This window comes from Lysinibacillus sp. NPDC097868, assembly GCF_044761135.1.
Taxonomy (GTDB): domain Bacteria; phylum Bacillota; class Bacilli; order Bacillales_A; family Planococcaceae; genus Lysinibacillus.
Map to the genome: position 1 here is coordinate 69,107 of NZ_JBIWBS010000005.1, position 21,423 is coordinate 90,529.

General features: G+C 36.2%; 18 protein-coding genes and 1 riboswitch. Of the genes, 6 read left to right on the plus strand and 12 right to left on the minus strand.

The annotated features are described in order from the left end of the window. The first annotated feature begins 14 nt into the window (after positions 1–14). The 3 genes from ACIQXJ_RS20755 (at position 15) to ACIQXJ_RS20765 (ending at position 3,151) form a co-directional block, all read left to right on the plus strand. Complete coding sequence (locus ACIQXJ_RS20755) at positions 15–707, plus strand: response regulator transcription factor (protein WP_403057190.1); 693 nt, start codon at positions 15–17, stop codon at positions 705–707. Positions 708–813: 106 nt separating this feature from the next. Then, positions 814–1,410, plus strand: a complete 597-nt coding sequence (locus tag ACIQXJ_RS20760) for an ankyrin repeat domain-containing protein (RefSeq protein WP_403057193.1) — start codon at positions 814–816, stop codon at positions 1,408–1,410. Between the two features lie 475 nt (positions 1,411–1,885). After that, complete coding sequence (locus tag ACIQXJ_RS20765; protein ID WP_401012346.1) at positions 1,886–3,151, plus strand: MFS transporter; 1,266 nt, start codon at positions 1,886–1,888, stop codon at positions 3,149–3,151. Between the two features lie 128 nt (positions 3,152–3,279). Here the strand turns inward: ACIQXJ_RS20765 and ACIQXJ_RS20770 are convergent, their stop codons facing one another. The 9 genes from ACIQXJ_RS20770 to ACIQXJ_RS20810 all read right to left on the minus strand — a co-directional run bounded on the left by ACIQXJ_RS20770 (position 3,280) and on the right by ACIQXJ_RS20810 (position 12,005). Then, positions 3,280–3,597, minus strand: coding sequence for an MGMT family protein (locus tag ACIQXJ_RS20770; RefSeq protein WP_403057196.1), 318 nt, complete (start codon positions 3,595–3,597; stop codon positions 3,280–3,282). 129 nt (positions 3,598–3,726) lie between these two features. Continuing rightward, complete coding sequence (locus tag ACIQXJ_RS20775) at positions 3,727–4,494, minus strand: sulfite exporter TauE/SafE family protein (RefSeq protein WP_401012349.1); 768 nt, start codon at positions 4,492–4,494, stop codon at positions 3,727–3,729. 40 nt (positions 4,495–4,534) lie between these two features. Next, entirely contained in the window at positions 4,535–5,884 is a 1,350-nt protein-coding gene (locus tag ACIQXJ_RS20780; RefSeq protein WP_403057203.1) for an amidohydrolase family protein, read from the minus strand. Positions 5,885–5,943: 59 nt separating this feature from the next. Then, entirely contained in the window at positions 5,944–6,402 is a 459-nt protein-coding gene (locus ACIQXJ_RS20785) for a hypothetical protein (RefSeq protein WP_403057206.1), read from the minus strand. A 1-nt stretch (position 6,403) separates the two neighbouring features. Further along, entirely contained in the window at positions 6,404–7,264 is an 861-nt protein-coding gene (locus ACIQXJ_RS20790) for a DUF3100 domain-containing protein (protein WP_403057209.1), read from the minus strand. 162 nt (positions 7,265–7,426) lie between these two features. After that, a riboswitch (purine riboswitch) is annotated at positions 7,427–7,528 on the minus strand. Positions 7,529–7,728: 200 nt separating this feature from the next. Next, positions 7,729–9,729: a catalase gene (locus tag ACIQXJ_RS20795; protein WP_403057213.1), complete on the minus strand. Its 2,001-nt coding sequence runs from the start codon at positions 9,727–9,729 to the stop codon at positions 7,729–7,731. Positions 9,730–9,902: 173 nt separating this feature from the next. Next, a complete protein-coding gene (locus tag ACIQXJ_RS20800; RefSeq protein ID WP_403057216.1) occupies positions 9,903–10,637 on the minus strand; it encodes a glucose 1-dehydrogenase in 735 nt (244 codons plus the stop codon). Positions 10,638–10,739: 102 nt separating this feature from the next. After that, a complete protein-coding gene (locus ACIQXJ_RS20805; protein ID WP_403057219.1) occupies positions 10,740–11,372 on the minus strand; it encodes a TetR/AcrR family transcriptional regulator in 633 nt (210 codons plus the stop codon). A 93-nt stretch (positions 11,373–11,465) separates the two neighbouring features. Further along, positions 11,466–12,005: a TetR/AcrR family transcriptional regulator gene (locus ACIQXJ_RS20810; RefSeq protein ID WP_403057222.1), complete on the minus strand. Its 540-nt coding sequence runs from the start codon at positions 12,003–12,005 to the stop codon at positions 11,466–11,468. A gap of 168 nt (positions 12,006–12,173) precedes the next feature. Here ACIQXJ_RS20810 and ACIQXJ_RS20815 point away from each other — a divergent pair, with 168 nt between their 5' ends. Beyond that, positions 12,174–13,568 carry a DHA2 family efflux MFS transporter permease subunit gene (locus ACIQXJ_RS20815; RefSeq protein ID WP_403057225.1) on the plus strand — a complete coding sequence of 465 codons (1,395 nt, stop codon included), beginning with the start codon at positions 12,174–12,176 and terminating at the stop codon, positions 13,566–13,568. Positions 13,569–13,879: 311 nt separating this feature from the next. After that, entirely contained in the window at positions 13,880–16,216 is a 2,337-nt protein-coding gene (gene helD, locus ACIQXJ_RS20820; RefSeq protein ID WP_403057228.1) for an RNA polymerase recycling motor HelD, read from the plus strand. A gap of 79 nt (positions 16,217–16,295) precedes the next feature. Here the strand turns inward: helD and ACIQXJ_RS20825 are convergent, their stop codons facing one another. The 3 genes from ACIQXJ_RS20825 to ACIQXJ_RS20835 all read right to left on the minus strand — a co-directional run bounded on the left by ACIQXJ_RS20825 (position 16,296) and on the right by ACIQXJ_RS20835 (position 20,376). Continuing rightward, entirely contained in the window at positions 16,296–17,612 is a 1,317-nt protein-coding gene (locus ACIQXJ_RS20825; RefSeq protein WP_403057231.1) for a DUF4179 domain-containing protein, read from the minus strand. Next, positions 17,609–18,115 (minus strand): sigma-70 family RNA polymerase sigma factor, encoded by a 507-nt coding sequence (locus ACIQXJ_RS20830; RefSeq protein WP_403057234.1) that lies wholly within the window; start codon positions 18,113–18,115, stop codon positions 17,609–17,611. Before ACIQXJ_RS20830 ends, ACIQXJ_RS20825 begins: the two co-directional genes overlap by 4 nt. A gap of 257 nt (positions 18,116–18,372) precedes the next feature. Continuing rightward, entirely contained in the window at positions 18,373–20,376 is a 2,004-nt protein-coding gene (locus ACIQXJ_RS20835; RefSeq protein ID WP_403057237.1) for a YhgE/Pip family protein, read from the minus strand. A 122-nt stretch (positions 20,377–20,498) separates the two neighbouring features. Here ACIQXJ_RS20835 and ACIQXJ_RS20840 point away from each other — a divergent pair, with 122 nt between their 5' ends. Beyond that, positions 20,499–21,380 (plus strand): LysR family transcriptional regulator, encoded by an 882-nt coding sequence (locus ACIQXJ_RS20840; RefSeq protein ID WP_403057240.1) that lies wholly within the window; start codon positions 20,499–20,501, stop codon positions 21,378–21,380. Positions 21,381–21,423 lie beyond the last annotated feature (43 nt).

The window sequence follows — 21,423 nt, forward strand, 5'->3', positions numbered from 1 at the left end:
AGTGTCAATGACTGATGCCATCACGAATATTAATCATTGAAGATGATATTAGCATTGCAGAATTACAAAGAGATTATTTAGAAATTCATGATATAGAGGCAGAAATCATAACGGACGGTTCTGAAGGATTGAGACGAGCATTAAATGAGCCTTTTGATTTAATTGTCGTTGATTTAATGCTCCCTTCAATGAACGGTTTTGAAATTTGTCGACGCATTCGTGAAAAGAAAAATATTCCGCTTATAATTGTTTCTGCAAAAAAAGAAGATATTGATAAGATAAGAGGACTTGGCTTAGGTGCGGATGATTATATAACAAAGCCATTTAGTCCCAGTGAGTTCGTCGCTCGTGTACAAGCGCATAGTAAACGTTACAAGCAGCTGACACGTACTGAACAAACACAGAATTATTTAGAGATAAAAAATATTATTGTTGATAAAGCCGCACGCAAAGTATTTGTTTTAGGCCAGGAAGTTATTTTTACAACGAAGGAATTTGATCTGCTCGTGTTTTTTATGGAGCATCCAAATCGTGTTTGGACAAAGGAGCAGCTTTTCCGTCAATTATGGTATATGGATGACTTAGATGGCGATGTTTTTACAGTTGTTGTTCATGTAGGTCGCATTCGAGATAAATTAAAAAAGGGAAAACTATCTGAGCTGCCAATCGAGACAATTTGGGGCAGTGGATATCGCTTTAATAGCTGAAAATCTCCTTGTGAAAGGAAGGTTTTACATGAAATATTTTATTAGCATTGTAGTAAGCGCATTATTCATACTCACAGGGTGTAATGACAAGGGGGAGGAAAAGCATATGAAGCCACAATTAGGTGATCTTATTCAAGCAGTTGAACACAATGATGTAGAAAAGGTGCTAGAAATTTTACAGAATTCATCATATCCAATTAATGAAACAAATGATAAAGGGGAAACGCCTTTATTAATTGCTACACATGAAAATTATATTGAGGTTGCGAAGCGATTAATTGATGCGGGTGCTGATATTAATCAACAAGATCATATACAGGATAGCGCCTATTTATATGCAGGGGCACAAGGAAAAACAGAAATTTTAAAGTATATGATTGAGCATGCGGAACCAAATCAAAAAATTGTTAATCGCTATGGTGGCAATACCTTAATACCTGCAGCTGAAAAAGGGCATTTAAACAATGTGAAGGTACTATTAGAAGATGGTAAAGTAAATATCAATCATCAAAATAATTTTGGCTATACGGCATTAATTGAAGCGGTAGCATTAACGGACGGTTCAGTGGTGTATCAGCAAATTGCACAAGAATTATTAGCATACAATGCCAATAAAGAGCTTCGTGACAATTCGGGTAAGACAGCGCTCGATTATGCGAAAGAGATGGGCTATACAAAAATGATTGAAATGTTAGAAGACTAGTAGGAAGACGAATATAATGAGTTAAAAAGGAGCACCTAGAACGTTGATATGACAATGTTTTAGGTGTTTTAAAGTGTGCGATAAATTGTTTGAGTGACTGGCACACTTTTCTGCAACAAACTTTAGCTCCTGTAAGTAATGTAAAAAATAGAAACACCTAAAACGTTGGGCAAAGACAACGCTTTAGGTGTTTTTTTGAAAGGTAATATTTAAAAATATAAGAATAAAAACACTTGTATTTTGAGGGCTCATAAGATACACGGGAGCCAGTGTAAATAGGCTTGTAGCATGGTGCATACATAAGTTCAACAAATATTGTGTTTATTTTCGGAGTAAAACAACAAAGTTCATATATTTGACACATTATAAATAACGGGTTACTATTGCGAAGGTTGTTTATTATTAAACTAAATTATGTATCTAAAGAACTAGTAAATAAAAAAATAAAATCAACATGCGAATCGGGGACAACATTATGAGTCAGTCAAAGAAAAAAATCCACTACGCTTGGTGGGTATTGTTAGGTTTAGTTGTAATGGTCGGAGCTGCAAAGGGAGGCATTGCGACGACAGGTGGTTTATTTTTAACGCCAGTTACAGAAGATTTAGGTATTGGAATGGGCAGTTTAACTTTGTACTTTAGCATAGCATCAATTGTCACAATGTTATCTTTACCAGTTGCAGGTAAGATGATAGCAAAATATAATATTAGAATTCTTTTAGTGGTAGCTGTTACGTTGGAGGCAGGAGCCTATGCAATGTTTGGGTTTATGAACTCCGTATGGGGTTGGTATCTGTTTGCTATTCCAATGGCAATGGGATCTGTAATCGTAACACAATTAGCAGGACCTGTGCTTATTAACAATTGGTTTAAAAAGCACAAGGGCTTGGCTTTAGGTATTATGGTTGGAGCTGGTGGTTTAATAGGTGCTTTCCTTCAACCAGTAGCGGGTAACTTAATTGCTAGTGCAGGTTGGAGAAATACGTATATTTTCTTAGGTGTAGGGGTAATGGCGATTGTTATTCCGATTGTGTTATTAACGATTAGAAAAGCTCCACAACAAATCGGGTTACAGCCATATGGTATGGATGAAGTGAAGGATGATACAACGGTTAATGCTCAAATGGCAACAAATAGTGGTGTTGCTGCTACTATAGCTAAAAAATCAAGTGCCTTTTATTTTTTAGTATTTTTCTTTTTCTGTGAAACATCAATAGCTGCATTTAACCAACATGTTGCGCCGTTCGCAATGGGTTTGGGCTATGATGTGAAGTTTGCGGGTAATGCTATGGGCTCTTGGTCGGTAGGTGTTGTAATTGGAGCATTATTTTTCGGCTACCTCAGTGATAAAATAGGCGTGAAAAATACAGCAATCACGGCTATGCTTTTAGGGTTAGTTCCAGTAGGAATGCTTTTATTAGTACCTGAAAATCCAATGATATTTAAATTAGCTACTGGTCTATATGGATTCGTTGTTGCATCTCTTGGAACACTAGGGCCACTGTTAACAACAGCTCTATTCGGTAATAAAGAGTTCAGTCAAATTTATGGACTTGCTATAACAGGATTAGCAATTGCAGGTATTGTTGCTTTACCTATATATGGTTTTATTTTTCAATTTACAGGCAGTTACACGTATGTATTGTATACTATCTTTATTATGTTGCTGTTAAATGTGGGTGCGATTTTAATGGCCTTTAAAGGTAAAAAGAAATTAGAAAAAGCAGGATTGTGGAATTAACAATAAGAAAGCATCCTCTATCTAATTGACGATAATGAACGAGTTTAAATTCTATTATATGTATATACAGGTAAAATAACCCTAAATTATTAGACACGACAGCTAACAATTTAGGGGTATTTTTTTCTTTAGAAATCAAAATCGATAGGGTCAATTTTATATTGATAGTGCTTTAAGTTAAGCGTAAAGGTGGGCGTGACAACAATCCCCTCATCTTCTAATAGTGCTTTCTGACGCACTGCATCCTGAATCGTTATTTCCCCTTTCATATTTACAATACGATGCCAAGGAAGATGATATTTTTCACTCATCGTATGGAGTATTCTTACAACTTGTCTTGCCCCTCTTGGGCTACCTGCACAGGCTGCAACTTGGCCATACGTCATAACCTTACCGCTTGGGATGCGCTGTATTACAGTGATCACATTTTTAGTAAATGGCTGCATATTATTCAGCTCCTTTAAGCATGGTTTTTTCCCTCATTATGTGCCACCTAATCCATTTACTCAACATTTTAAAAAAAAACACATAAAAAAGAGCCTGTTTAAAGGCTCTTTTTCCGTTTGAGTCAGCTCTTACTTCAACGTAAAGAGCATATAAAGTGAAGACAGTATAGTGATAACACCAATCATTAATTTTAACAAGTTCATAGGTACTTTATTCGCAATGCGAGTACCCGTGAGAATTCCAATCGTTACGCCGATTAAACTAGCAATTACTAAACTATAAATACTTTCTACATTGGCATATGCAAAGTATCCAAATATAGATGGTATAGCGATAAATACTGAATTTAAAAGACTAACACCTACAGCCACACGAATATTGACACCAAGGTTAACTAGTAATGGTACTAATAAAATTGGGCCACCTGCACCTGTTAAAGCACAAATCGTTGCAGTTAAAAAACCGATAATCACCACAATAAATGGTTGATTCAATACTTTCGATTTATTAATAAGTGCATTTTCATTGTTTTTCTTCAAAATAATCGACAATCCCGCTAGCAAAATAAATAGGTAGAGAAGCAGCTTCGCCAAAAAATCCGAAATGAGCACATTAATTTGAACACCTAAAAACGCACCAGGAAGGCTACCAATGCTTAAAAATAGGGCTAATTTCAAATCCATGTTTTTAGATTTCCAATAGGAATAAGCGCCAAGTATACCTGAAACAGCAAAAGCTAAAAAGCTCAATGCAAGTGCATCATGGACAGGTATTTCTAAAAAACCTACATAAATTAACGGGAGAAGAAATCCCGCAATTCCGGACATCCCTAATAGAATACCAATAACTAAATTGGAACATAAAACAATACTTAAAAGCAGTGTGTTTGTTAACATATTTTAGACCTCAATTATTATTAACCCTCTAAATAAAGAGTTAGATGTTTGCACGAATAGCAAGTTTCTTCATTGCAAGCTTACTTTCGTATTTTATTTTTTCTTCATCCAGTGTTAGAACTTCTCTGTTTTTCATTAATATTTTACCATTAACAATCGAATCTGTTACATCATTGCTGTTAACTGATTCAATTAGGGTATTTATTAAATTATGTGAAGGAGCAATATGGGGCTGATCAATGTTAATCATGATCATGTCCGCCTTTTTGCCAACTTCCAATGTTCCTAGCTGGTTTTCTTGCATCATTGCCTTTGCTCCACCTAATGTTGCCATTTCTAAAATACTTTTTGAAGGCATCACTACCGGATCGAAAATTGGAACGCCAGAAAATGCACGTATTAATGATTTAAACACTTTCATCTGATCAAATAAGCTTAATCCCGAATGACCTGCTCCATCTGTTCCTAAGCCAACACCAACTCCTCTATGTAACAAGCTAGGCGTTTTTGGCACACCTTTACCTGAATTACTAATAGGACAGTGAACAACTTTACTGTTATAAGTTTTAATAACTTCCATTTCGTTTTCAGAAAGCAAAATGCTATGGGCACCTAAGAAATCTTCATTAAGGACACCTAAGGAAGCAAGATATTCAAATGGACGCATTTTAAATTTTTCTAAGCAATAGCTAATTTCATTTGGATATTCGTTCATATGAGACTGCACACTAGTAGAGCATTCTTTTGCTGCTGCGAAAACTTCCTGTATTAATTCTGGTGTGCAAGTAATGATGGATCTAAGAGAAAACCATACATGTAATCGCTCGTCACCAGCTCCGTGGAATTGATTAAACAACGCTCGATTATTGTGGATATTTTCTTCGATACTAGATTTCATCGTAGGAGGGATGTCTAAGCCACTATCCATAGTCGAACATGTTAGAACACCTCGTATTCCAGATTTTAATACCGAATTTGCTACTTGATGCATATGTCTGCCACCAGCATCAATAAAGGATGTTGTGCCAGACTTAATCATTTCGAGACAGCTTAACTGTGAGCTTATATAAACATCTTGTTCCTGCAAATTACTTTCAAATGGAACCATTATGCGCGTCCAAATCATAGGATATTCATCTGTAATTCTTCCACGGAGAAGTTGTTGACATGTATGAGTATGGGCATCAATTAAGCCTGGTAGTACTAGTTTGCCTTTCCCGTTTAACATGTCTTTTGATTGATAAATATTAGCAAGGGATGCAGTAGCTCCAATAGCTACGATGCTATTATTTTGAATGACAATCGATTGGTCATGAATGATGTTAAAATCAGGGGTTAAGATAGAACAATTTTTAACTATTAAATCAGCGTTATACGCTATATCCTGCATAATATGCCTCCATTAATGAATTAAGTAAAAATAGAGAGGGGGTGCCTCTCTATTTCGTTTTAAAATGAATCTAACGCATCGGTTAGGTTTAAAAATATTTGAGCAAAGACTGCTTGTGTAATGAACGTACCTGTAAAAACTAATAAAGCGATAATGACCATTTTCCAGCTTTGGCTAATAAATGATTTAAAATTAAGTCCAATTCCAGCAAGGGTACCAACGATTGTTATAGGAGCCATAAAGGAAATTTTAGATGTATACTCAATGACTGGTTGAGAAATAGGTGAAATCGGGCTTGCAACAAGTAAGCCTGTTAGAACAACATAAATTATTGCTGGGATTTTTAAAGGAATGATTTTTCCTAAAAATATACCAACGAATGCTATAGCTGATAAAATCAGTACGCCAGGAATAGATTCTGCAATGGATACATGAGAACCAATTAGGTTTGCCATAAGGGTTGTAATAACAGACGTTAATAAAAGAGAAATTGTCCAATCTCGCATGCTCATTGTCATATTAATCACCAACCTTCATGCTTTTCATTTGTTTTGGATCACGTGTATGTTTTGGACTGATTCTTGGCTCAAGCAAGTAATATAATTTCCTAGTAAGAGGAAGAGAGATAAATAAAGTAAAGTAGATACCTATAATGGCAGCTAACGTATCACTTGCACCTGCTAGCATAATAATTTGATCGCCGTATTCTGGGTAAATTGTTGCCAATGTGCTAGATGCGGCCGCCATCATGACACCACTACCTATTCCGCAAGCCATCGCTAATGCTAAAGGATGAAAAATATTAGTCGAAGCTACGATACTTGCTAAAAATCCAATATATATGGTACCGATTAAAAAACCGATGATGTAAATAGATAGAGCACCTCTTGCTTCTGGTGAATTGGCGCCATATAAATGACAAATCAATCCGTAATCCTTATCGCGGCAAGTAGAGCTTGTTGCGCCAATTGCTTCCTTTTTAATTCCTAGCAATAATGCGATCGGTAAGGCTAGAAAAATTGTGCCGACATGTCCAAGCTCTTGAAAAGCTAATGCTGGGCCTACATCGACAAGCTTAGGGAGATTAGAGCCAGCAAGTACCCCTATTTTCGCCATAAAGGGTGTGATTGCTACAAGGACAAGAGATGAAGCCTTTGTAGATGCCTTTTCTTTAAAAAATCGAAAAATATCTGGGCCAAGTAAAACACTTATTACAATTGCAAAAAGCATTGGGTATATAACGATTAAAGCAGAACCTACTTGGAATTTTTTTACTCCAATCAGTTCGGCAATAATAACGATGACAAGAGCCCCTAAATATAATCTGTAATTCTGTTTAATTGCTTGCCATATGGATTGATGTTGTTCTGTGTTTTCCATGCTCTTTTCCTCTCTTGGTGAAGTACTTTTTTAAAATAATTACGTATATAAGAGTGAAAAAAGAAAAACCCTAGTTAATAAACTAGAGTTTGACATACAGAAAAACAAAAAACGTAAATAGACCGAATAAACTAACCGTTTTTTCAGTACGAGAATAATATATCGTTTTTTGTAATTCCTCATAGTCAAACTATTTACGGTAGTTTGGTAGAGACTTTTGGACCGTATTTCCAACTTTATACGAAGAATTTTAAAATGCGAACATTGTGTATTGATATATCAATATACGTTCGTGTATTTAACAATTTACATCAATGTTTTTAGAAAGTCAAAGTTTTTTTAGGGATTTTACGGAATGTAGGGGGTATTTAAGGGGCAAACGTATGTAAGTAAATGAGATCATCTAATGAATAAAGCCTATCCAAACAACTGAGTTTTGGATAGGCCTTCTTTTGTTTTTAGTTTTATCGATCCCAGAATCGACCTTGGGCTATGCCTTCAATAAAGGATTCAATTGTAGAGTCTTTTAAATTGTATACACCCGGTCCCTCAAGTTTTATCCTGCAAGAATTTAATGCTTGAGGATCATTAAGGTCAAAGGCTAAAGGCTTATTATGTTTATAGGTTGTTTCTATAAACTCTAGCACAGGTGTTTGAATAGGAGATTCACTACTGATGACTAAAACAGCATCAAAAAGGCTTGGGTCTGTTGTGTCATAAGTATCGGTTACTTTAAGGGAATCGTCGAATTGAGATACCTTTTTATCGATGATACTATAATTTAAATGTTGTTTAGCCAAAGTCTGAACCCATTCTGTTAGAAGGGATTCCTTAGGCTTTCCATTCAATAAAATCGCGACATTTTTCGTATCTGGTTTAAAGATAGTATTAGCCATGCTAAGTGCGGGCGATTTTTTATCTGATTGTATTTCAAGATTTGTCTTAGGCAATGCCACTCCAATATTGTTGGCTACTTCTTGAGCTAATTGATGGTCTATATGATTTATAAGGTCAATTGCATTTGTTTTTACGGCATTCGATTTACATTTGCCAAGTTCGAAACTAAAGGCATTTTTAATATGTTGTTTCTCAAAAGGAGCCATACTGTTATAGAAGAGCTTCGCTTGTGAATAAAAGTCTAAGAAGCTTTCGCTACGACCTCTAATCTTATTGCCATCAATTTTTTCTTGATAATGCTCGTAGCCTCCTTCTTCGGCAGAAACAGGAGCTGGTTGATTGTCATTTAAGCCGTTGCGATGATAGCTCGTTTGTCCTCGGAAAATTGCCATTTGGTGCATACCGTCACGTTGATTGTTTTGAAAAGGGCAGACTGGTTGATTAATTGGGATCTGATGGAAGTTAGGCCCTCCTAATCGAGAAAGTTGTGTATCGGTATAAGAGAATAATCGTCCTTGTAAAAGAGGGTCATTTGAGAAATCGATACCAGGTACAACATGCCCAGGATGGAAAGCAACTTGTTCTGTTTCAGAAAAGAAATTATCTACATTCCGATTTAGAGTCATTTTGCCGACTATTTTTACGGGAACTTCTTCCTCTGGCCATAATTTAGTTGGATCTAATATATCAAAATCAAATGCATGCTCATCTTCTTCCGGAATTACCTGTAAACCGAGCTCCCATTCTGGAAAGTCTCCTTTTTCAATCGCTTCATACAAATCTAGTCGATGGAAATCAGGGTTTTTCCCTGCAATTTTTTGAGCCTCATCCCAAACTAATGAATGTACACCTAGAGTAGGCTTCCAGTGGAACTTCACAAAATGGGCTTGTCCTTTAGCATTAATAAGTCGGAATGTATGAACTCCGAAGCCTTCCATCATTCGTAAGCTACGAGGAATGGCACGATCACTCATATGCCACATAATCATATGAGCCGTTTCAGGATTTTGCCCGATGAAATCCCAAAAAGTATCATGAGCACTAGCACCTTGTGGTATTTCATTGTGTGGCTCAGGTTTTACCGCATGGACGAAATCAGGGAACTTAATGGCATCTTGAATAAAGAAAACAGGCATATTGTTACCGACTAAATCATAATTACCTTCGTCTGTATAAAATTTAGTGGAAAAGCCGCGCACGTCCCTCACTGTGTCATTTGATCCTCTAGATCCCTGTACTGTCGAAAAGCGTACAAAGACAGGTGTGATTTTAGTGGGATTTGTAAGAAAATCTGCCTTCGTATAAGCTTCTAACGATTCATAAAGCTGAAAAATACCATGTGCGCCAACACCGCGTGCGTGAACAATACGTTCAGGAATACGTTCATGGTCGAAATGAGTCATTTTCTCACGGAAATGAAAGTCCTCCATAAGGGTAGGACCCCTTAAACCTGCTTTTAAAGAAAATTCATCCTCTGCCATTTTTAATCCTTGATTCGTCGTTAAGGCATGTTTTCCTTGGTTATCAATGATATGTTTCTTTAATTGTTCAGTTTTTTTATTTTCCATTTGAATCCTCCTCAAAGTTATCTTACTTTAATGCATTCCCTTTTAATTGGAATAAAAACATATGGTGTTATTTCAACGATGCTAAATGAGGGGGAAATAGGAGATATACAGCACGCTCATAAAAAAAAGCCCAATTTTCTTTAATAGAAAATCGGACTTCTTATTTTCAAGTATTATTGTGCAGTTAAGCCGCCATCGATAACGAATTCTGAACCTGTTGAGTAGCTAGAATCATCAGAAGCTAGGAATAATACCATATTAGATACTTCTTCTGGTTGAGCTACACGTTTTAATGGAATATGTTTAGAAAATTCTTCTACTGCTGCTTTTGTATCTGCTTGTACAACCATTGGTGTTGCGATAACGCCTGGGTGTACAGAGTTTACGCGAATACCCATTGGTGCTAGATTGATTGCTGCCGCCTTAGTCATACCACGAACAGCGAATTTTGTATCTGTGTAACCAATAGCACCAGCAACTAAGCCGTTCATTGAAGAAATGTTGACGATTGAACCGCCACCAGCTTTCGCCATTGAACCTGCTACAGTTTTCATACCTAAAAATACAGACACTTGGTTAATGTCTACAATGCGTCGGTATTCTTCTAATGTCACTTCTAGCATATTTTTCGCCATAGTAATACCAGCATTGTTTACTAACACATTTACTGGACCGAAAGCTTCTTCTGCTTTCGCGATAACTGTAGCCCAATCTTCTTCAGAAGTAACGTTTTGTTTAACGAAAATAGCATTTTCGCCTAATTCAGCTGCGAATGCATTTCCTTTTTCCTCATTTAAATCTGTTAAAATAACTTTTGCACCGTTTTCTACGAATAATTTTGCGTGTGCAGCACCCATACCTTGTGCAGCACCTGTAATTATTGCTACTTTACCTGCTAAACGACTCATTTAGAAAGCCCCCTAAAATTAAAATTTGATAGTTAACTATCACTTTTCTACTTCCTAGTTAACAACTTTCGCGTTCGAATGTCAATTCAAAACGTTCGTCATTTATTGTGGTCGAATAAAAGATAAAAATACATCCTTCATCAACTCCAGTTGCTTGTCTGTAGATAACAACTTGGAGAGGTTTGGATCGTGGGTTGTTAGGCTTGATTTAAATGTAAATAAACTAAAATTTTGCACCATCGTCATGATAAATAAATCTAAATCAACATCATGTCTTAATGAGCTGTCTTGTTTTCCCTGGTCAGCCAATGTGAATAAAATACCTGCCAATTTGTTTCGTGCAAAAAAATATTCTGCATATTGCTCAGATGATTCTGTAGCAATTTTTTCATGTAAATCAAAGGACTCAAAAAACTTTGCTAGCCGTAGCTTAGGGTCCTTTGTTCCACTTATATAATAATCCAAAATTTGTTTGATTTTTTCATACGCAGGTATTGTTTGCTCAACAATCTGCTCTATATGCGTCGCCATATCATTAGTAATAGTATTTGAGGCTGCAATCACTAAATACTCTTTTTTAGGGAAATAACGAAATATTGTCGCAATCCCAACACCAGAAGCGTCCGCGACATCTTGCATTTGTATATTTTGAACGCCATGTTCCAAAAATAAATCTTTTGCAATTTGGATAATATGTTGACGGCGTTGTTGTTTTTGTTGTTCTCGTTTACTCATTTTCGTCACTCCAACTGTTCTTCATACATTAATTGTAGCATGCTTAACACATACCAAATTGTATTCATATTTATTGATATTTTTGTATGTTTATTAAGATTTATACATAAGATGAATTTGTTCTGCTATATAATCAGAACTTAAATGTAGCCCATTTTTTAACCACCACATTATAACGCCAACTATCGAAGCTGTTTTGATTTGAGAATCGACATAGACTTTTTTAGTTGATTTATTATTTTTATTTCTGCGAATTTCGATTAACTTTTTTAATAATTGGAATAGATGATTTTCAAATTGTTCGAGTTGAAAAAGAATGAGTAAATGATGTCTTTGTGTATAAAGATAATCTAGTAATTGTATCAATTGTTTTTTTTCGTCGATGCCCTGAACTTGAATAAGCGCTTCAATTTTTTCAGTTAGCTCCTGTAAAATTTCCTGTGTTAATTCCGTAAGTAGGGCATCGATATCTTGATAATGTAAATAAAATGTTGTTCGATTTAATAATGCCTTTTGTGTCACCTTTAGCACAGTTAATTGATTAATGGATAGTCCATCATTTAAGAGGGTTAAGGCAGCACTTTTAAGCATTTCCTGTGTTCTTATGGCACGTGGATCCTCTTTTTTAGTCATTTTTCTCATTCCTGTCTATCATAGTAGATTTTATATACAGTTTGATTCAAATTGTCTAGTAGTCGACAGTAAATACGATATTGTTCATGGTCAACTTAGTAAATTTCTTGTTAAGATATTTTTTAGACAATGTGTCGATAAAATTATGATAGCGTTAGGAGTTCTATTATGCAAAATGAAATATCTGCGCGAACGAAAAAACTTTTGCTTTTTGTAATGATTGCAGGTTGCTTCTTTTCTACATTAAATCAAACATTACTAAATGTGGCACTTAGTGATTTAATGATTATTTTTGATGTAACCCCTACAACCATTCAGTGGTTAGCGACAGGCTTTATGTTAGTGAATGGCGTGCTAGTCCCAATCACTGCCTTTTTAATGAAACGATATTCAACTCGCCAGTTATTTATCAGTTCTATGCTTTTTTTATTAATAGGTTCTATTGTTGCAGCAAGTGCAATGAACTTCGGAATGTTACTGACAGGACGTATGATCCAGGCAGTTGGGGCAGGAATCATTATTCCATTAATGATGACAGTCATTGTTTTTTTGTATCCTATGGAAGAACGTGGAGCCGTTATGGGGAAAGTTGGATTTGCCATTATATTCGCTCCAGCAATTGCGCCAACTGTTTCAGGCTTTTTTGTTGAATATTTGTCTTGGAGATGGCTATTTATTGGCTTGATACCATTTGTTTTGCTAATTATTTTGTTTGCCTATAAATATTTATTTAATGTAGTTGAGGGGTCAAAAGTAAAATTAGATGGATTAAGTGTTGGGTATTCAACAATCGGATTTGGATTTTTACTTTTTGGGTTCAGTATTGCGGGAAGTAGAGGATGGGCCGATTGGCTTGTTATTACATCCCTTCTTTTAGGGATTATTGTGACGTTTTTATTTTGTCAGCGCCAAATGTCTTCAGCTGACCCATTATTAAATTTGACGGTATTTAAATATAAAATGTTTTCAATGACAACGCTTGTTAATATAGCCATTACTATATTAATGTATGCGGATTTAATTTTACTACCAATTTATTTACAAGATGGTCGTGGATTTACTGCTTTTGAAGCTGGTCTTTTATTGTTACCGGGGGCATTAATAAATGCAGGTTTATCTCCGGTAACTGGGAAAATGTATGACAAATATGGTGCAAAGCCATTATTTATAGTGGGCATGAGTTTAATCGTTTTGTCGATGTGGGCAGTAATTGATTTATCTGCTTCTACTTCGTATATGTATTTACTTGTCCGCACAATTATTTTACGAATTGGGTTAGCTTTTATTACAATGCCTTTAAATACTGCAGCCTTAAATGCACTACCAAAAGAATTAGCTTCACATGGCTCAGCGGTTAATAATACGATTCGTCAATTAGCAGGAGCAATCGGCACAGCAGTTATTGTGACAATTTATACAATACAACTAACAAAGGTTTCAACTAGCACAAGTGGAGGTTATGCTACCGCAGCTAACACGACTTATTTCTCTATGCTTATTGTAGCCATTATTGCTTTTGTTGTTGTTTGGTTTGTGCCAAAAACTAAAAAAGTAAGTAACTAACTAAACATCGATTGCTTGCAGTGAACGATACAATAAGTAAAAGCACCGTTCTAGATTGTAGATCGGTGCTTTTTTGCAAATAAAAAAACACTCCTAGATGCCGATTTCAAAGTGTTTTTACGCTATTTTAAATGTTTTTTTATATAGAAATAGAAATCATGCTTAATCCATTGATAAAAACATGAACATGTGTTAAATTTATATAGATAGGCACTTTATTATTAAAAAGGATATATTATCCCTATCTTAATTATAAAGCATTGTTTTTTATAAGTCAACCCCTATACTTACATTTTTAAGGAGTGAATGCGATGAAATCGGAGTTTCAGCAGGAGCAAAAACGATTAGACAATGTAATGGAGACTATTTCAGAGCAACTGAGTAGGTTGGAGAAAGAAACTTTACAGCGTAAGAACGAAGTTGTAAATATTCGCAAACATTTTTGGGATGAAATAAAGGTGAATATGGATACCTTCGACGATTATCTTGAGACGATTATCGGCTTAAGACAAGAAACGCAAGCACTGTCTGTTAGTCAAAGCACCCACAAACATGCGTCTAAAAGATTGTCTACGTTACGCCGTATGCAGAAGGTTCCTTATTTTGGCCGGATTGATTTCTTAGAGGAAGGTACGTCAGCTCAGGAACAGGTCTATATAGGTATCTCTTCTCTTATGGATAAAAGTGGGGAGGATTTCCTTATCTATGACTGGCGATCTCCTATCTCAAGTGTTTACTACGATTACTCGCCTGGTCCTGCCCAGTACACGACACCTGAAGGCATTATCCAAGGAGAGTTGGAGAAAAAGTGGCAATATCTTATTCGCGATGGTGTTCTTCAATCGATGTTTGATACAAGTCTCACTATCGGAGATGAGATTTTACAGCAAGTTTTGGGGCAAGGTACAAACAAACATATGCATAGTATAGTTGCGACGATTCAACAGGAGCAAAACCGAATTATTCGTCATGATCATGGGAGGTTGCTTATAGTTCATGGTGCCGCTGGTAGTGGCAAGACATCTGCAGCTTTACAGCGAATAGCTTATTTGCTTTATAAATATCGGGATAGATTAAATGCGGATCAAATTATTTTATTTTCTCCTAATGCAATGTTCAATAGCTATGTATCCAATGTGCTACCTGAACTTGGTGAAGAAAATATGCAGCAAGTTACATTTCAGGAATACTTACATCACCGATTAAGTAAAGAGTTTTATGTTGAAAATCCTTACGAGCAATTGGAATATGTTTTAACAGCAGCAAATAGTCCAGCATATAAATCTAGAGTAGCGAGCATCCGATTCAAAGCATCTACTCGTTTTTTTGAAGTCATTAAAGCATACAGAAAATCGCTGGAGTACTCCGGCATGATATTTAAGGGCATTAACTTCAGAGGGCAGCCGATTATTACCGCGCAACAAATCGCTGAGCAATTTTATAGTAGTGACGCTTCACTTAAGTTTCATAATCGCTTGGAAAAGTTAAAGGAATGGATTCTAAAGGAAATAAAAGAAATAGAAAAAGTCGAATGGAAGAAGGAATGGGTACAAGAAGAAATTGAGCTGCTTAGCAACGAGGAATACCATAAGGCACGTGTTTATTTAGCTAAAAGAAAGGGCTTTTCAAGAGAGACAGTAGCCGATTATGAGATGGAGCCTGCTAAACTTGCACGATTAATTGTATCCAAGAAATTGAAGACATTGCGGAAACGAATTCGGGCGTTGCAGTTTATCGACATTAAGGAAATTTACAAGCAGTTGTTTATAGACCCTATGCAAATAAAACAGTGGATAGAGGGAGAAACACCAGTGGAGTGGGAGACTATTTGCCATGCGACGCTGGAAATGCTAGACGAAGATAAACTATTTTACGAAGATGCAACTCCGTTTTTATTTATAAAAGAGTTAATTCAAGGTTTTCAAACGAATAGCTCGATTAAGCACATACTCGTTGACGAGGCGCAGGACTATTCGCCATTCCAATTTGAGTTTTTAAAGCGATTGTTTCCTTTTGCGAAAATGACAGTATTAGGAGATTTTAATCAGGCAATTTTCGCGCATGCGAGTGAAATGATTGATTTTAATATTCTTAGTAACTTATATGGACCGGATGAAACAGAAGTTATCAATATGACTCGTAGTTATCGCTCTACAAAACAGATTGTCGAATTTACCCGCAGACTAGTACCTAATGGCGAACGGATTATTCCTTTTGAACGTGAAGGCGAGCTACCTGTACTGACACAATTAGCTGATCGCACAGCTCTGCATCACTGTATTACGACTAAAGTCGAAGCTTTGCGAAGTGATGGCTATAACAGTATCGCCATCATATGTAAATCCGCCGAGGAGAGCAAGCATGCTTATGAAGCTTTGTCTACTATTGAGGGTATTAAGCTTATAAAAAATGGCTCACCCGAGTACGAGCAAGGGGTTGTCATCATACCTTCTTATTTATCCAAAGGAATTGAATTTGAAGCTGTCATTATCTATGATGCATCCGAGCAAATATATGGCGATGAAAGTTTACGTCGAGTTTTCTACACAGCCTGTACGAGAGCAATGCATAATTTACAGCTATACAGCGTAGGTGAACCAAGTCCACTTCTGCGCAATGCCTTACAGGATTATGAAATCAACGTTTAAATGACGAGCAATGAACGAGGATAATGTGAAAAGCCGATTCTAGTGTATAATAGAATCGGCTTTTTTTTAGGATTACTATTTATTTAAGTTCCACTTGGATACGTCCAACGCCATTTAAATATTGCTCATAGCGCGCGATCTCAAGTTTTACAGGATTAACAGGAAGCTTTTCGACATTTTCCATATCAAACCGCTGTCCAATTAACATATAGTTTTCATTCTCTGAAATCCACGTGCTATTTGCATAATAAATTTCACCATTTGCGTCAATTAAATGATTAAACACGCCTTTAAATTCATTTTTTTTATAGGTTAATAATTTATATTCAATTTCAAAGTTATCCTTTATTTCAAGCTCGATATTAATATTCTTAGTCTGAGTAATAATATTCTTCTTATCAAAATCAATTACTACCATTTCATCAGCTTTATCAATGGCTTCGATTTCTCGAAATTCAATCGTAATACTTTTTGGGATACGGAAATAATTGCTCTCCAGCATGATGCTAAATTGTTTATCTTCATAATTACCAAATCCAGAATAACCATTTCGAATTTTGCCCCATTCCTCTTGATGTTCATCATATATACGAATATCATCAAAGTTTAATATTTTCTTAGAATTCGATGAATCAATCGACATTTTCAATTCTGATCTAATCGGAGAAATTATTAACTCATGAATGGTAAAGCTTTGCCCATCGACAGTTAAATGTTTATTAATAGGGTATTTTTTCGATGCTTTAATATCATTTTTTAATGTAAATGGTATGTCAAAGACTATTTCTGGACGCTCTCGAAGAGACAATATAATTTCAAAATTTTTCGATGAATAATCCATACCTTGGCTTGCGGCCACTTCAATTGTATTTTCAACTTCAAACGTTCCTTCTGGCTGTGCTGACCAACTACTTCCTACAGATGCATAGATTTGTTCACCTTGCTGTTTGACCTCTGTAGAGACGCCAGTGATATTCGCTAAGTCTTCGTCTGATTGAAGCTTATAGGAAATGATCATTCCTGATTCATCTGCCACAACACTTGTAATCGTAAGTGTTTTACCATTAATCGTTTGACTCACATTAATAGGCTCATAATATTCGTTGTTAATAATATCTTTAATGCCTTTATCTAATGCAATCATTTCAACAAGTGGTTTTAATACTGGAATTTGTGCCATCGTATATGCAAGAGCGGGCGATACCCTAATGGAACTAATAAGGGCAATTATGATAATAGCAGCAGTAACCGCAAATTGTAAAAGTCGTTTATGGCGAGTTCTCTTTTTTAATTGCTTGTATGCCATGAACTGTTTATTTGACTGCAATGTTTCCATAGGCACTGATTCAAGTAATTCTATATATCTTTGTTGTTGGTCATTATCCAACTGACTCATGAAATGCCCCCCTCTCCTAATAAATGACGAAGCTTCTTTAATGTTTTATGTAATCTTGATTTAACCGTGCCTTCAGGTATTTTTTGTAACGTGGCAATTTCGCTGTTTTTTAAATCTTTAAAGTACTTCAAATGAATGAGCTCCTGTTGCTCAATTGGTAGCTTTGTAATGACATCATTGAGTTCAAATAGTTCCGCCATTTGCTCGGGCTGCTCCACTATATCATCTGTTACAACAATACGTTTTTGCTGTCGTTTCATCATTAAACATGTATTGATAACAATGCGTACGAGCCATGTTTTAAAATACTGAGGCGTCTGCACTTTATGGATATTTTTTAAGCATTGATACGTCATTTCTTGTAGTGCATCATTTGCATCATGTTCATTTTGCATATAGCTATAGGCAACACGATACATAGCTTCTTTATATATTTGTAAAAGCAGTAGCTGTGCCGCTTCATCTCCATTAATCGCTTGTTTGGCAAGTTCGATTTCGTCCATCTCCATGCCTCCTTTAATGATTAGATGCACCAAATAAATAATTCGTTCATTTAATTTTATAAAATTTTAAAATCAGTTTATAACTTTTAGGATAAGACTGTGTAGACAGTTAGTTGGATGTAGGGGGAGATATAATTTTGATTTGGTGTTATATGGAGAACCGTATCACAAGTAAATAAAGTATGCCAATTAGATAAAGGAGCCTTTCTATTGAGGAAGGCTCCTTTTATTTTCTATATAACTAAAGAGGTACCGCTTTATTTAGCGATTTCTACAGTAGGTTGTTCTTTATGCTGGATGTGGCTTGAAATCCAAGCAATGATGAAAGCGAGTAAAAGATAGATGAGTAAAAGTGATCCTTGAGTAACTAAGTTTGACCAGCCACCAAGAGTAATCACTTCTTGGAAACCTTTTAGTGAATGCGCCATCGGCAAAAATCCGCCGATTTTAGCTAGTATAGGGTTTCCAAGCTCACCAGGGAACGTTCCGCCACAGGTTGCTAATTGAAATACTAATAACGTAACAGCTATAAATTTACCGACATTGCCTAATAGAATTATGAGCATTAGGATAAGGGTCATAAAAGTAAGTGACACGATCATACTTGAAAGGAAAAAGAGCGGTACACTAGCTACTTCTAATTTAAATCCTAACAATATAACGATATCTACAATAATTGATTGAATTAAACCAACTACGTACACTAAACCTAATTTATTAATAAAGTGAACGGTGCCAGTCACTTTTAGAAGCTCTCTGCGACCTAGTGGCAGAATATTAGATGCCATAATGCCTCCTACAAATAAAGCAAGTGACAAGAAATAAGGTGCAATACCAACACCATAATTCGGAACGTCAGATAAATCGGATTCTACCAATTCGATTGGTTGGGCAAACATCGATGTTGTTGCATCGTCATATTGAAGATTAGATGTTGTTGCTGCCGCGCTATTTAGTTTTGCTGTTAATTCATTTGATCCCACTACTAAAGAGGATAGCCCATTCTGCAGTTTTGGAAATCCGCCTGATACCTCATTAATCCCACTAGATAGAGCTGTAATTCCAGTATTAAGCGTAGTAAAGCCAGTCGACCATTTAGCAAAACCACTTGCAAATTCAGTCGCACCTTGTTGAAGTTGTTTTGCCCCCACAGTAGCCTGAGTCATCTTTGTTCCAAACGTTTTCATGCTAGTTTCAAGCGTAGCTTGACCTGCCGCGATTTTTTTAGCAGCTGCGCCTACTTGTTGTTGTCCATTTGTTAAAGTAGTTTCAGTTGCAGATAATGTCTCTGCTAAAGCAACCAATTGTTGAAGTTCCGAATCTTGCTTTACTTCGGGATGATCTTTTATATATTGAGCTAATTGCCCGCTCAAATTACTTGCTGCTTTTGCTGCTTGTTGTTGACCTTGAACTAGCTCTGTATTTTTAGAGGACCATTCTGTCATACTTTCGCTCATTTGCCCTATTCCTGATTGAAGGGTTTGTTCAGCTCCAGTTAGTTGCTGTAGTCCACTATATAGGGAGTCAGAACCGTTTATGAGTCCTTGTGCGCCATTAGATAAGCTTTCCTGCCCTGCTGAGAGGCTTGAACTTCCTGTTTTAAGCTTTTGAGCTCCTGCATCTAAACTTTGAATGCCGTCCGCTAGCTTGTCGGTTCCGCTCTGTATATCAGTCGCTCCCTTAGAAAGCTTTTCCGCCCCAGCTCCTGCTGTTGCAAAACCAGTCGAAGCATCTTGGAATTTAGTGAGAATAGATTCAGAATAAAACTTCGTTATGCTGGCGTTAATTTTAGTTTTCATTTTTTCCACGGCTGTTGTAGTAATTTGAGAAGCTACAAAGTTTTTCCCTGGATTAATTTCATACGAAAGTTTAGCTGTTTTTGGAGTTTCTTCCATTAAAGTGGTTACGTTTTTAGAGAAATCCTTTGGAATTGTGATGACCATATAATAGTCGCCTGCCTTAAGCCCTTTTTGAGCGGTCTTGGCAGAGACGAAATGGAAGTTTAATTCTTTACCTTCCTTTAGTTCGGTAATAAAGTCATCGCCAACATGTAAAGATTCATTATCTATATTAGCTCCCTCGTCGAGATTAACGACAGCTACGGGAAGTTTGTCCAATTGCCCGTATGGATCCCAATATCCTGCTAAAAAGAACCCAACGTAAATTAAAGGAACAAGAATTAGAAAAATAAAGGCCGTTCGCCCATGCTTATGTTTCCAAATAGCTACTAAGTCTTGCAATATTAATTGAAATCCTTTCATAAAATAATCCTACCTTCCTATTTTTAAAAGATTATTTCATAATAATCTATTATATTAATGTTGTATAATACATAAATCGTTATTACATAATAGATTTAAAGCTATACAAGAGGGGGACCAATATGGAACTTTTGCAGTTAAAGTATTTTCAAACAGTTGCCCGTCTCGAACATATGACGAAGGCAGCAGAGCAACTTCAAATTGCACAGCCATCGCTTAGTAAAACGATTTCCCGCTTGGAGGAAGATTTAGGCGTGGCATTGTTTGATCGAGAACATCGGAAAATTAGCTTAAATGAGGCTGGAAGAATTTTTTTAAACCGTGTGGAAAGGGCTTTTGCGGAATTGAATGAGGGACAAAGGGAGCTAGCTCAATTTACTGAGCAAGATCAAAAGAGTATTACATTGGCAGTAACGATTCCAAGAGTATTGCCTGCTTTATTAGGTTCATTTTTATCGAAATATCCAGATGCTCGTTTTCAACAGTTTCTAAAGTCTGTTACATCTATGAAAAAATTGTTGATGGAAGGGGAGTTGGATTATTGTATTTCCTCAGTTCCTATTGAAGGCGAGGGTATTAGGTGGGAACCACTTATTACTGAAGAAATTTTTTTAATTGTGCCACCTAATCATCGATTAGCCGATAGGGAGAGTATTCAACTTGCAGAGGTGAAGGATGAAGCGTTTATTAGTATGAATACAGGGTTTGGTTTCCGAAGCTTAACAGATCAGTTTTGCCGGGAGGCTGGGTTTGTTCAAAATATTGCCTTTGAGGGGGATGAGCCTTCAGTTATTTCTGATTTAGTTAGACAAGGATTAGGTGTCGCTTTCGTTTCTGAATTATCTTGGGTTCCGAAATCAGAGGAGTTTCCTCATAAACTGCGAATTGTTAATCCATCATGTCAACGCACAATTGGCCTAGCGTGGTCAGAAAAACGCTATTTCACGCCTATGGCTAACCAATTTCGTCAATTTGTTTTCGAATACTTTTCAACGATTGCTTAATAGAGTTAATTTCCGTATGTGTTTAAAAGAGATGACCTAACTT

Excerpts from the sequence above, each read along its gene's own strand:
- ACIQXJ_RS20755 (WP_403057190.1), top strand. The coding sequence starts at position 15 with ATGCCATCACGAATATTAATCATTGAAGATGATATTAGCATTGCAGAA.
- ACIQXJ_RS20760 (WP_403057193.1), top strand. The coding sequence starts at position 814 with ATGAAGCCACAATTAGGTGATCTTATTCAAGCAGTTGAACACAATGAT.
- ACIQXJ_RS20765 (WP_401012346.1), top strand. The coding sequence starts at position 1,886 with ATGAGTCAGTCAAAGAAAAAAATCCACTACGCTTGGTGGGTATTGTTA.
- ACIQXJ_RS20770 (WP_403057196.1), bottom strand. The coding sequence starts at position 3,597 with ATGCAGCCATTTACTAAAAATGTGATCACTGTAATACAGCGCATCCCA.
- ACIQXJ_RS20775 (WP_401012349.1), bottom strand. The coding sequence starts at position 4,494 with ATGTTAACAAACACACTGCTTTTAAGTATTGTTTTATGTTCCAATTTA.
- ACIQXJ_RS20780 (WP_403057203.1), bottom strand. The coding sequence starts at position 5,884 with ATGCAGGATATAGCGTATAACGCTGATTTAATAGTTAAAAATTGTTCT.
- ACIQXJ_RS20785 (WP_403057206.1), bottom strand. The coding sequence starts at position 6,402 with ATGACAATGAGCATGCGAGATTGGACAATTTCTCTTTTATTAACGTCT.
- ACIQXJ_RS20790 (WP_403057209.1), bottom strand. The coding sequence starts at position 7,264 with ATGGAAAACACAGAACAACATCAATCCATATGGCAAGCAATTAAACAG.
- ACIQXJ_RS20795 (WP_403057213.1), bottom strand. The coding sequence starts at position 9,729 with ATGGAAAATAAAAAAACTGAACAATTAAAGAAACATATCATTGATAAC.
- ACIQXJ_RS20800 (WP_403057216.1), bottom strand. The coding sequence starts at position 10,637 with ATGAGTCGTTTAGCAGGTAAAGTAGCAATAATTACAGGTGCTGCACAA.
- ACIQXJ_RS20805 (WP_403057219.1), bottom strand. The coding sequence starts at position 11,372 with ATGAGTAAACGAGAACAACAAAAACAACAACGCCGTCAACATATTATC.
- ACIQXJ_RS20810 (WP_403057222.1), bottom strand. The coding sequence starts at position 12,005 with ATGACTAAAAAAGAGGATCCACGTGCCATAAGAACACAGGAAATGCTT.
- ACIQXJ_RS20815 (WP_403057225.1), top strand. The coding sequence starts at position 12,174 with ATGCAAAATGAAATATCTGCGCGAACGAAAAAACTTTTGCTTTTTGTA.
- helD (WP_403057228.1), top strand. The coding sequence starts at position 13,880 with ATGAAATCGGAGTTTCAGCAGGAGCAAAAACGATTAGACAATGTAATG.
- ACIQXJ_RS20825 (WP_403057231.1), bottom strand. The coding sequence starts at position 17,612 with ATGAGTCAGTTGGATAATGACCAACAACAAAGATATATAGAATTACTT.
- ACIQXJ_RS20830 (WP_403057234.1), bottom strand. The coding sequence starts at position 18,115 with ATGGACGAAATCGAACTTGCCAAACAAGCGATTAATGGAGATGAAGCG.
- ACIQXJ_RS20835 (WP_403057237.1), bottom strand. The coding sequence starts at position 20,376 with ATGAAAGGATTTCAATTAATATTGCAAGACTTAGTAGCTATTTGGAAA.
- ACIQXJ_RS20840 (WP_403057240.1), top strand. The coding sequence starts at position 20,499 with ATGGAACTTTTGCAGTTAAAGTATTTTCAAACAGTTGCCCGTCTCGAA.